The sequence below is a fragment of the Nitrosomonas sp. Nm58 genome, from assembly GCF_900107335.1.
Lineage (GTDB): Bacteria > Pseudomonadota > Gammaproteobacteria > Burkholderiales > Nitrosomonadaceae > Nitrosomonas.
Map to the genome: position 1 here is coordinate 1 of NZ_FNPQ01000056.1, position 11,300 is coordinate 11,300.

Consider the following 11,300-nt stretch of genomic DNA (forward strand, 5'->3'; position numbering starts at 1 on the left):
CACCGAATGGATCGTTGCTGGTTACAGGGAAAACTGGGCGATGCGCTCCATGCAGTACTGTGTGCAACGGGTTACAACCTACGCTGGTTGCTGCGGGCAATGGTTCGCCTGGGGCTGAAGACGGCTTTTTTACGCATTCTATTGCTTCAGCTGGTCAATTCTATCAGGAGCGAACTTCTGACTGTTGATGTGAATACTCGGCATGCCAAATCTATATTAGCAGCCGGGTGAATTTTGCAGGGCCGACTATATAGCATTTGTTTCTTTTCCTTTTTCTTTTCCTTTGGAAGTCATGATTGCAACAAATGATTTTCTTTTAGCTTTGGAAGCTTGTTGTGTTTGTCCAATACCCAACAATTGAGCATAAGGTAATGGGTCATTGTGTATAGCATCGCGTACACATGGCCAAATAATGGATTTCATGACTGGATCAGTTTTCAGTTTTGATAAAACCTGCTTTTCTATCAATGCCTTGTCATTAGTGTTAAGACGTTTGGTTTCATTTCTGCTTAAGCCATAGTACCGTGCAACATCCAAGTGGAACTGGTTAATCAATCTAAGCAAGTTGCCCTTGCCGCCCATAACTTGATTGCCTTGCATTTTATTGTTCACTAAAGGCAGAATCAGTGCATGGGCATGGGGTGCGCTTTCATCCAGATGAACGTCAAAGGATAGCAACACACCCGGCATTTGTTGTTTAACCCATTCCAGGCAATCTTTAAAGAATGGCCGGGTATCCTGTCCGTGTCGATCTACAGGTAAGCTGAAAATTATCTCTAATGCCATTACCTGATTAATGCGGGGTTTATCAATGCCAGCCTGAACCATCAACACTTTTGCATGACGGTCAATTTGCTCCGCAGTATCAGTATTGGTTAATGAATAGTTGAATGGCGTTCTAAACGCATCAATATTTGCACCTGCGCCACGTTCTGCTTGCAATGTGCGTTTATTATGTTTCAATGCGTTCAGAATACCATTCCTGCCTTTCACCTTACCAAGTCTCAGTAAGTGGCTTGCTGCCATTGTTTATTCATCCACTAACCGGGAAAGATAAAGGTATAGCGCCCATAGCTCACTTGAATTCAGGGAGGCCATATCAGAGCCTATCCCAAGGTGAGAAAAACGTGTGATAAGCATTTCCAAGCGTTCCAGCCATGTTTGATCATTCACGATTTAAACCACTACGCAAGACATAGCAGCCGACACGGTGCATATCACCATTTTCTGCTTCGATGACCTGCCATATCGTGTCAATGATGTAGCCTAGTTTGCGAAGCTGTAATATTCGCGCAGGTGGATGATAGATACCTAATCCACGACTAGCTTCAAAGGTATTAATGCTGAACATTTTTAGAGCCTGCAATAATCTGGCGCATTGCTGCTTAACTGAATTACCGCTAAACTGCTTATTGATTTCCTGAAAAGCCGCTTCTTTATGGGGCGGTATTTTTTTTTCCATGTTATGCCCCTTGATTTCCGGTTATTGCCAATGCTGTTCGTAGTTCTCCGACGTTCCAACAGGTAGTGCGTGGTGATAATTTACGGGGCTTAGGAATACGGCCTGCTTTTACACCTCGCCAAATACTGGCAGATGAACATGCATATAAAGCTTCAACTACTGGCTGTCTTACATTGGCAGTATCGGGTAGTTGATCGAAGTTTTTGAGGGCTTCGGGAATTGAGTGTTGAGATACTCTCATTAGATACCTTCCTGTTGTTGTTAATCACAGGAAAGATCATAAAAAAATCAATTTATACAGTACGGAAATATCCTCATTACGATCGGTAATTTCCATTTGCACTATTTTTTATTATGGTTGGGAGGAAGTAAGGCTGTACCTTCCTTTAACCAGCCTCTAATTGTTTTGGGGTCAAAATTTACCCCTCTCTTACTAAGTGCATCAGCAATATCTTGGGGGGCGGTTGATTTTAATGAATCTGAATCATATCTATAATCATCTATGGCAATAGCGGCAAGAGCACGTAGTAAGTTTTCAGTTTTACGAGTTGATTCTGGCTTGGTTATAATTTCAGATTGATCAAGTTCACCATTCTTGATATTAAAATAAACAAACCAATCCTTAGCATAGCGTTCTACAGCCTCATGTTGGAGAGATTTACCAAGTATTTTTTGCTTGTAGTATTTTATCCAATCTATGGGTGGGGCTTTAGGACTAAGAGTGGAGCGTTCAAATAAAAATAAATAATCCTTAGCTGCCGATAATAGAGGCTCATTAATCCAAAAATAATGAGTTGTTATAGGTAAACTATCTCTATCCCGAGTACACTTTTCGCCAATTGCGTAAAGATTAACATCATTGGGGTTTAAACCCGCTACTAATAAAGATGCTTCTAATACAGTCCAATATTCAGCCGCGCCCCATAGCGCACGATTCGAGTTATTTAAAACAGCTGACCCAGTATCTAAAGAAGATTCATCATCAATAATATAGACAAATGAATAATCAGGTATCATAAATTCATTATCTAAATATAAATTATCAGGAATACCATATCTTTCATAATTCTTCATAAGCGCCCCTTACACACCCCCCTTAAATCAGAAACCACGCCAACCGGGTAAGGGTTCCCGGTGTTCGCCCCGTCGGGCTAGGCGCAGTTAAACTTGATCAAGCTTTTTGTAAATTTATTACCTTGGCACCTGCCACCAGCTCGTCTAAATAATCCGCCCACCATTGCATCATCTCCCGTCGTTTGGGTAAGTGTTCTGCATGGTTATATGCCGCTGCTATCTTATTGCGTTCTGCATGGGCTAATTGTCTTTCTATCGCTTCATGTGGCCAGCCATGTTCATGTAATAATGTGCTCGCCATGCTGCGGAAACCATGTCCGGTCATTTCATCCTTTTCATAACCCATGCGTCTTAATGCTGCGTTGATGGTATTTTCACTCATGGGTCTGTTGGTACTTCTTATGCTTGGAAAGATATATTTGCCATTCCCTGTTAATGGCTGGATGGCTTCTAAAATCTCTACTGCTTGATGGGATAGTGGAATGATATGTTGCTCGCCCATCTTCATTTTATGGCCGGGTATGCGCCATTCTTTCTTATCTAAATCAATTTCTGACCATTCTGCTTGACGTAATTCACCCGGTCGGGCAAATACCAGCGGGGCAAGCTGTAACGCGCATTTAGTAGTATATGAGCCAACAAAGCCATTGATAGAACGAAGTAATGCACCAATAGCTTTTGGGTCGGTAATGCTGGCATGGTGTTTTGCTTTGGCAGGTGTTAATGCACCTCTCAAATCACCGCTAGGATCACGTTCAGCACGCCCAGTTTGTATGGCATATCGAAATACTCGCCCAACATATTCCCGTGCTCGTTGCGCTTTCTCGTGCGCTCCACGGCTTTCTATCTTGCGTAACACAGCAAGCAATTCAGGTGCGTTAATATCTTTGATTGGACGATTACCTAGCCAAGGAAATATATCCGCTTCCAGGCATCGTTTTATATTGGCTGAGGTTGATTCTGCCCAGGTATTGGATTGTTTGATGTGCCATTCAAGTGCTATAGCTTGGAATGTGTTTTCGTGAGCATGTTTCTTGGCTTGCTTATTTATGGCTTTCACCAGCGCCGGGTCAATATCTTTGACGAGCAAATCACGTGCTTCATCTCTTTTCTTGCGTGCAAGGGTAAGAGAAATAGTTGGATAAATACCGATAGCCAGCGTTTTGCGTTTACCTACATAGCGGTAATCCATGCGCCAATACTTTCCGGCGGATTTCACCAACAAATATAAGCCGCCACTGTCAGCTATTTTGTAGGACTTGTCTTTTGGTTTAGCGTTGCGTACTGCGGTATCTGTAAGTATTTGACGGTATCTCACATGACGGCATTTAAAAGTACCGTCAAAAATACCGTTATTTTGACGGTATGTCCAGATACGTTATGATGCTATAAGAAATTATCAATATCGCTGTAAGCAAGTAAATTCAAGGAGTTTGATGCTATGAGATACTATTTGAAATGCTTATTTGGTGCCGGGAGGGGGAATCGAACCCCCATGAAGTCACCTTCGCGGGATTTTGAGTCCCGTGCGTCTACCAATTCCGCCATCCCGGCAGCCCCCATTTGTTTTTAATTTTATTTCGGGCGAGGCGCAATTATTACTGAAAATAGCGGGTACAGCAACATAGCGCTTGTGAAAAAATTGTAGCGCATGGTTCGAGAGCAAGGGAGATCGGATAAAGTAACGAGATATATCAAGTAGATAGGTGAGGAATCAGTACATATAAGAACAAAACCACCTTGTCCCCTAAACACAAGATATCGAAGCGAAATTCGAGAATAGCTTAACCACACCGGTATAATAGGGACGATGAAAACTCAGGACTTCGATTTTTTTCTACCCAGTGATTTGATTGCACAGTTTCCGCCCACGCAGCGAACAGATAGTCGCATGCTTTACTTAGATAGCCCATGTGACAAATTTCAGGATACTTTATTCATTGACTTACCGAAGTATCTGCGCGCTGGCGATGTTATCGTTTTTAACGATACCCGAGTAATCAAAGCACGACTATGGGGTATCAAGCAGACCGGCGGCAAGATAGAAGTAATGGTAGAACGGGTACTCGATTCTCATCATGTCCTGGCAATGATACGCGCCAGCCATGCTCCCAAGATCGGATCAAGGTTATTACTGGAAAACACAATTAATGCAATTGTTCAGGGACACGAGCAAAATTTTTATATACTGCGCTTCACACATGAACTCTCAGTAATTCAGCTACTGGAACAATACGGTAGCCTGCCATTGCCACCTTATATTGAGCGACAGGCGACGCAACTGGACGAGGATCGCTATCAGACGATTTTTGCAAAACAAGTCGGCGCTGTCGCGGCTCCTACCGCGGGCTTGCATTTTGATGAAGCAATGCTAATCAATCTACGTGAAATAGGTGTAGTGATCACTTATGTAACGTTACATGTCGGAGCTGGAACATTTCAGCCTGTTCGAGCTGAAAATATTTTGGATCATCAAATGCATACAGAAATTTATTACATACCAGCAGAAACGATTGGTGCGATTCAACAAGCGAAAGGTACCGGTAATCGTGTGTTAGCAGTAGGCAGCACATCCCTGCGCGCCTTGGAAGCATGCGCCAAAACCAATGACGGTCAATTAAAGCCAGGGTATGGTGAAACCAATCTCTTTGTGATGCCAGGCTTCAATTTTCGTATCGTTGATCGTTTGCTTACAAACTTTCACTTACCTCGATCCACTCTATTGATGATGGTCTCTGCTTTTGCTGGGATGGAAAATATCCATCGCGCCTATCAACATGCCATCACCCAACGCTACCACTTTTTTAGCTATGGTGATGCCATGCTTATTGAAAGAAAAGTATGAAATTCGAATTACACCATATTGATAGTGGAGCCCGACGAGGAACACTGACGCTTACCCACGGTAAGGTAGAAACACCCGCTTTCATGCCTGTAGGAACGTATGGAGCAGTCAAAACTGTCTCACCTGCAGAATTACAGGAAATCAATGCAAAAATAATATTGGGCAATACTTTCCATTTATGGTTACGACCAGGCTTGGACGTGATTGAAACACATGGAGGTCTACATCGCTTCATGGGATGGAATGGTCCAATACTCACTGATTCAGGAGGCTTCCAGGTTTTTAGCCTCGGCAAACTGCGTAAAATCAACGAGCAAGGCGTAGCATTCCGCTCCCCGGTAAATGGTGATAAGTGCTTCTTAACACCCGAAGAATCTATGCGTATTCAGCGTGCGCTCAATTCTGATATTGTTATGATCTTTGATGAGTGTACGCCTTACCCAGTCGATATTTTAACAGCCAAGACATCCATGGAGCTCAGCCTACGATGGGCAGAGCGATCAAAACGCGCACACGATGGAAATCCTAATGCACTCTTCGGTATTGTTCAGGGAGGCATGCATGAAAATCTACGAGACTTATCTCTTGCTGGCTTACAGCATATAGGTTTTGATGGTTACGCTGTAGGCGGCCTATCTGTAGGCGAACCCAAGCAGGACATGCAGCGCATACTCAATCATATCGTACCCCAGTTGCCCCCTGATAAGCCCCGCTATCTAATGGGAGTAGGTACGCCAGCAGATATCATTCATGCGGTCGCACAAGGCATTGACATGTTTGATTGTGTCTTGCCTACACGCAATGCACGCAATGGCTGGCTCTATACACGAAATGGCATTATCAAGCTACGGAATAGTCGATATCGTCTGGATACCTCACCACCGGATGATCAATGTCTCTGCTATACCTGCCGCCATTTTACGCGGGCATATCTCCATCATTTGCAGCGAATAAACGAAATCCTCGGTGCACGCCTGAACACTCTACATAATCTTTATTATTATCAGCAGCTCATGACTGAGATTCGCACAGCAATTGAATCCGGCCAATTTGAACGATACGCACGAGAATTTCAGGCATGATGCTGCAGCGTGTTAGAATGCAATTTTTAATCTTTTTCTTCGGGAGAAAATATCATGTTGATTAGTGAAGCCTTTGCTCAAGCGACTAATGGTGCTCAAGCTGAACCGAACTTAATGAGTTTCCTGCCATTAATCGGGATTCTTGTTATTTTTTATTTTTTATTGATTCGTCCACAATCCAAGCGCGCAAAAGAGCAAAAATCAATGAGAGAAGGATTACAAAAAGGCGATGAAGTTATTATAAGTGGCGGCGAGTTAGGCCGTGTCACTGGCGCTGGAGAGAGCTACATTACGTTGGAAATAGCGCCAAATATTGAAATAACCGTGCTGAAATCTGGAGTGCAGACTTTATTACCCAAAGGTACGTTAAAAAGTATTGATGCAGGTAAAAGTAATAAAGCACTTAAAAACAGTAAGCCCCAAAAAACAAGCGATGCTCAGGAAAGTAGCAATGAAGGTAGTAATGTGACATCTACTAACGAAACTCAAAAAGAGAGCAGCGAAAAAAACTAAAGGATTCAATAAGAATCACACGTTTGGCCAATTTAGCCATCTCTGCCCCTATTTTTTAATTCATTTAATACCATGAACCGCTATCCTCTCTGGAAAAATTTGATCATTGTGATTTCGCTGCTTGTTGGATTGCTTTATACCTTACCCAATTTTTTTGGTGAATCACCCGCAATACAAATTTCGCCACTAAGAATCACAGCAGAGGCTGGTATACCACTCTTGCAAAGAGTAGAAGATGTTCTTAGCAAACATGATCTGGCTACTGAGGGAACGCTCGTCGAGGGAAGCAGCATTAAGATTCGTTTTGCTGATACGGACATTCAAATCAAGGCTAGAGACATCCTGCAATCGGAACTTGGCACTGATTACATCGTTGCGCTCAACCTGATTCCCAATTCTCCTGAGTGGCTGAATAGTATTGGTGCATTACCAATGTATCTAGGGCTTGATTTACGTGGTGGCGTACATTTCATGTTGCAGGCTGATATGGATGGAGCATTGTCCAAATCACTGGATCGCTACAGTACAGATATTCGCAGCAGCTTGCGCGAGCAGAAAATTTCATCTGCTGGCCTCAATCGAGAAAATTCACAGCTCATAATCAAATTCAGAGATGAGCAGTCACGCTCAAAAGCTGAAACTGAGCTCAAGAAAATATATTCTGATCTGGATCTGCGCACACAAGATACGGATAAGGATTTTCGCCTGCTAGCATCAATCAAGCCTGAAGCACATATTCGCATGCAGAGCGCGACCATACAACAAAACATCACGACTTTACGTAATCGTGTTAATGAACTCGGTGTAGCAGAACCTATTATCCAACAAGCAGGGCCGGACCGCGTTATCGTACAACTACCTGGCGTCCAGGATACCGCTAAAGCAAAGGATATTCTGGGAAGAACAGCTACTCTGGAAATCAGGATGGTGGATGATGAAAGCGATATCGAGGCTGCGTTAAGAGGACATATTCCATTTGGCACCGAGCTCTTCACTGAACGTGGTGGCGGCGCACTACTGGTAAAAAAACAAGTACTGTTGACTGGCGATCGTATTACAGATGCACAACCTGGGTTTGATAATGACAACCAGCCAGCAGTTCACGTTAGTCTTGATAGCAATGGTTCACGAATCTTCAAGCAGCTAACACGAAACAATGTTGGCAAACGCATGGCCATTCTATTAGTTGAAAAAAAACATACAGAGGTCATCACCGCTCCTGTGATACGTGAGGAAATAGGTGGTGGACGTGTACAGATTAGTGGTCGAATGAGTAGTGTAGAAGCACGTGATGTAGCTCTATTGTTGCGCGCCGGCGCATTAGCTGCACCAATGGAAATCGTTGAAGAGCGTACTATAGGACCGAGTCTAGGCGCTGATAATATCAGCAGGGGGTTTAATTCGACATTATTTGGCTTCCTGGCTGTAGCCCTCTTTATCATGCTTTACTACAGAGCATTTGGTGTTATTTCTGCCCTCGCTCTCGGTGCAAATCTTTTATTATTGATCAGTCTTCTCTCAATTATACAAGCGACATTAACCCTTCCTGGCATGGCTGCGATTGCACTTACAGTTGGCATGGCGATTGATGCAAATGTTCTAATTAATGAACGCATTCGCGATGAACTGCGCAACGGTTTAACGCCACACCTTGCCATCAGTGCAGGCTATGAACGAGCGTTTGGGACCATTTTGGATTCAAATATCACGTCACTGATTGCGGGTATTGCATTATTTGCTTTTGGTTCGGGCCCAGTCAAAGGATTTGCAGTTGTACTATGTCTGGGTATTCTAACTTCTATATTCACAGCAGTGACCGTTTCTCGAGCGATGGTTAATCTAACCTATGGCGGTCATCGCAAATTAGAAAAAATCTCGATTGGTACTGTCTGGAAACCTAAAACTATTAAGCGTCAATAACAAATAATTATATATCCGGTTTTACTCGTAATCGAAATCACAAAAAGCTGGTCTAAAATAGCTAACTAGGATTCTTAAGCCATGGAATTTTTTAAATTTGAACGTGATATCCCCTTTATGAGTTGGGGAAAATACACCACTACTATTTCGTTACTAACTTTTATCTTTTCAGTTTTTTTTATTATCACAAAAGGATTGAATTTAGGGGTTGATTTTACGGGTGGAACTGTGCTGGAGGCCAGTTATGCGCAACCAGCCAATCTCGATAAAATTAGATCAATCTTTGTTACGCTTGGAATATCTGACGCGTCAGTACAGAATTTTGGCTCTTCTCGTGATGTATTGATTAGATTACCCATCAAGCATGAATTATCCAGCGCAAAGTTATCAGAAACTGTAATAGCCTCTCTTAAAGAAATTGATGAGTCAGTAGAAATACGTCGAGTAGAATTTGTTGGTCCCCAGGTAGGTAATGAGCTGCTAGAAAATGGGGCATTAGCTTTACTGTTTGTTTCATTTGGCATCGTTGCATATCTAGCAGTACGTTTTGAATGGAAATTTGGGGTTGCTGGTATTATCGCCAACTTACATGATGTAGTTATTATTTTAGGTTTTTTTGCTTACTTTCAATGGGAATTCTCTCTTACAGTTCTTGCCGCAATTTTGGCAGTCCTCGGTTACTCGGTAAATGAATCTGTTGTGGTATTTGATCGTATTCGCGAAAATTTTCGTAAGATGCGCAAAGCTCCTGTAGCACAAATTATAGATAATGCTATTACACGAACAATGTCTCGTACTATCATTACTCATGGCAGTACACAGGCAGTCGTTGTATCTATGCTTCTCTTCGGTGGCGAGGCCTTATATTATTTTGCATTAGCCCTAACCATTGGTATCTTGTTTGGTATTTACTCTTCTGTACTCGTCGCAAGTCCGCTTCTCATGTTATTAGGGGTCAAGCGCGAGGATCTCGTAAAATCAGAAAAAAAACAACAAGAGGAAGCTCTGCCATAACTCTTAATCTGGGATTAGATTATTCCAATCAATCAAGATAAATAAACTTATACAACGTAAGTTCGACATAAAGATCACATCAGCAGCACGACTGAAAGAGCTTGAGAGGGTCTGATATTAAGTAAGGATTTCTTCTCCCAGAATGTGTAATTCCATTCCTATTTCATAAGTGAAATAACAGAAGTAGCTTATGAAAGGAAATATTGTGATGGCACGAATAGCGAGTGGAAAAGAGGTGTTGGAACAAGCGAAGGATTTGCTGGTTAATTCAAGAACAATAGAAGAATTAAGACAAGCGCAAGCTGTAGTGCTACCTTTGGATCTACTTTATTTATCGCCAGATTTCTCTCTCGCAACTATAGTTTTTAGATTTACAGGAAGCCCCTCGCCAGGACATTCATTGTTTAGCTATCATTGCGTTTTATCCAATTAGGTGTTTAGTCCCACACGGTGTGCTGGAATGGATCAACGAACCCCGCCGATATCTCCCTGTCCGATTTATCATGCAACTCTACATAAGCGAACCTTAACATCCGATCGACAGCAATGAACAGATAGAGTTTATCTTCTTCTGCACTCACTTCGGCAATATCGACACAAACGAAGCAGCCACGCTTGCGCCACTTGGTCACCGTCTTCGGATTGATGCCGTGTCTCGTTGCGCAAAATCCTTCAGGCTCACTTGACTCTGTTGTATTGCTTGAGGGGTTGTCTCCGTCGCGCAGGTGCTCCGTGCAAAATTTGTCCCATAATTCCTCCTTCAGTAGTTGGTCGTAGATTACACCAGCGCACTGCGGGACTAAAAACACCTAGGTCGACCACTCCTAATTTGATACCGAAAATACGTGATACTCAGTGAAGGTATGATGCAGAAAATAGAAATCTTCTTTGCTCGTCATGAGACATATACCCCTACTTCTACAGGACACCTTATCTCGACTATACGTCAATATATCTCTACCTTAAGCTAGTAGATCGTTTGCGTTTCTATTTTCCGCATCTGTGGCCGCGCGGGGTATAGCTATTTATTTTGAATAAAATCATTACCCAAAAAGTATGTAATGAAATAATACTATTAAACTTTAGTTTAGATGCCAAAAATATTTAGATTGTAATTCTCGCTCTGTTAGGGCATCACGCTGGTGAAAATGAAGCCCTAACCAAAGAATGCAGCATATCATTATCACTATCCTTACAATGACATGCATATTTTATGAAGGATCAGTCCATTGAAAATATAGAGTACAAACTGATCAAATACCTACATTTCTTAATGCTAGTTAAGCAGTTTTTAATTTATTCTTATTACTGCGCATGAAGAAGAAAGCACCAGCAGCGGCCAGCACGATAGCACCTATGATATAAGGTAGATTCGATTTTCCACCGGCTC

Annotated in this window: 13 protein-coding genes, 1 tRNA gene and 1 pseudogene; 7 read left to right on the forward strand and 8 right to left on the reverse strand. The window is 42.5% G+C overall.

All coding sequences use genetic code 11. From position 1 onward, the window contains the following. Positions 1–231: pseudogene (locus tag BLW34_RS13510) on the forward strand (hypothetical protein); the annotation flags it as partial. 15 nt (positions 232–246) lie between these two features. Here BLW34_RS13510 and BLW34_RS13515 read toward each other — a convergent pair. From BLW34_RS13515 to BLW34_RS13540, 7 genes are all read right to left on the reverse strand, one after another. Next, positions 247–1,026 (reverse strand): plasmid recombination protein, encoded by a 780-nt coding sequence (locus BLW34_RS13515; RefSeq protein WP_090580632.1) that lies wholly within the window; start codon positions 1,024–1,026, stop codon positions 247–249. A gap of 3 nt (positions 1,027–1,029) precedes the next feature. Next, complete coding sequence (locus BLW34_RS16220) at positions 1,030–1,173, reverse strand: hypothetical protein (protein WP_177166047.1); 144 nt, start codon at positions 1,171–1,173, stop codon at positions 1,030–1,032. Beyond that, positions 1,166–1,462 carry a helix-turn-helix domain-containing protein gene (locus BLW34_RS13520; protein ID WP_090580636.1) on the reverse strand — a complete coding sequence of 99 codons (297 nt, stop codon included), beginning with the start codon at positions 1,460–1,462 and terminating at the stop codon, positions 1,166–1,168. Before BLW34_RS13520 ends, BLW34_RS16220 begins: the two co-directional genes overlap by 8 nt. A 1-nt stretch (position 1,463) precedes the next feature. Further along, positions 1,464–1,703, reverse strand: a complete 240-nt coding sequence (locus BLW34_RS13525; protein WP_090580639.1) for a helix-turn-helix transcriptional regulator — start codon at positions 1,701–1,703, stop codon at positions 1,464–1,466. Positions 1,704–1,804: 101 nt separating this feature from the next. Continuing rightward, positions 1,805–2,536 carry a hypothetical protein gene (locus BLW34_RS13530; protein ID WP_090580642.1) on the reverse strand — a complete coding sequence of 244 codons (732 nt, stop codon included), beginning with the start codon at positions 2,534–2,536 and terminating at the stop codon, positions 1,805–1,807. A gap of 97 nt (positions 2,537–2,633) precedes the next feature. Next, positions 2,634–3,854, reverse strand: coding sequence for a tyrosine-type recombinase/integrase (locus BLW34_RS13535; RefSeq protein WP_371263952.1), 1,221 nt, complete (start codon positions 3,852–3,854; stop codon positions 2,634–2,636). 149 nt (positions 3,855–4,003) lie between these two features. Further along, positions 4,004–4,090: transfer RNA gene (locus BLW34_RS13540), tRNA-Leu, on the reverse strand. A 256-nt stretch (positions 4,091–4,346) separates the two neighbouring features. Between BLW34_RS13540 and queA the strand changes: the two genes are divergently transcribed. The 6 genes from queA to BLW34_RS15795 all read left to right on the forward strand — a co-directional run bounded on the left by queA (position 4,347) and on the right by BLW34_RS15795 (position 10,343). After that, on the forward strand, positions 4,347–5,381 hold the full coding sequence (gene queA / locus BLW34_RS13545) for a tRNA preQ1(34) S-adenosylmethionine ribosyltransferase-isomerase QueA (protein ID WP_090580645.1): 1,035 nt from the start codon (positions 4,347–4,349) through the stop codon (positions 5,379–5,381). After that, a complete protein-coding gene (tgt, locus tag BLW34_RS13550) occupies positions 5,378–6,463 on the forward strand; it encodes a tRNA guanosine(34) transglycosylase Tgt (protein ID WP_090543970.1) in 1,086 nt (361 codons plus the stop codon). Before queA ends, tgt begins: the two co-directional genes overlap by 4 nt. Positions 6,464–6,517: 54 nt before the next feature. Then, the gene (gene yajC, locus BLW34_RS13555) at positions 6,518–6,976 is read left to right on the forward strand and encodes a preprotein translocase subunit YajC (protein WP_090580650.1); all 459 of its coding nucleotides are present in this window, start codon (positions 6,518–6,520) and stop codon (positions 6,974–6,976) included. A 72-nt stretch (positions 6,977–7,048) separates the two neighbouring features. Beyond that, a complete protein-coding gene (gene secD / locus BLW34_RS13560; protein WP_090580653.1) occupies positions 7,049–8,896 on the forward strand; it encodes a protein translocase subunit SecD in 1,848 nt (615 codons plus the stop codon). Positions 8,897–8,977: 81 nt separating this feature from the next. After that, positions 8,978–9,910: a protein translocase subunit SecF gene (gene secF, locus BLW34_RS13565; protein WP_090580656.1), complete on the forward strand. Its 933-nt coding sequence runs from the start codon at positions 8,978–8,980 to the stop codon at positions 9,908–9,910. 190 nt (positions 9,911–10,100) lie between these two features. Further along, positions 10,101–10,343 carry a hypothetical protein gene (locus BLW34_RS15795; RefSeq protein ID WP_143037936.1) on the forward strand — a complete coding sequence of 81 codons (243 nt, stop codon included), beginning with the start codon at positions 10,101–10,103 and terminating at the stop codon, positions 10,341–10,343. 4 nt (positions 10,344–10,347) lie between these two features. Here the strand turns inward: BLW34_RS15795 and BLW34_RS13570 are convergent, their stop codons facing one another. Further along, positions 10,348–10,719, reverse strand: a complete 372-nt coding sequence (locus BLW34_RS13570; RefSeq protein WP_090580659.1) for a hypothetical protein — start codon at positions 10,717–10,719, stop codon at positions 10,348–10,350. Positions 10,720–11,300 lie beyond the last annotated feature (581 nt).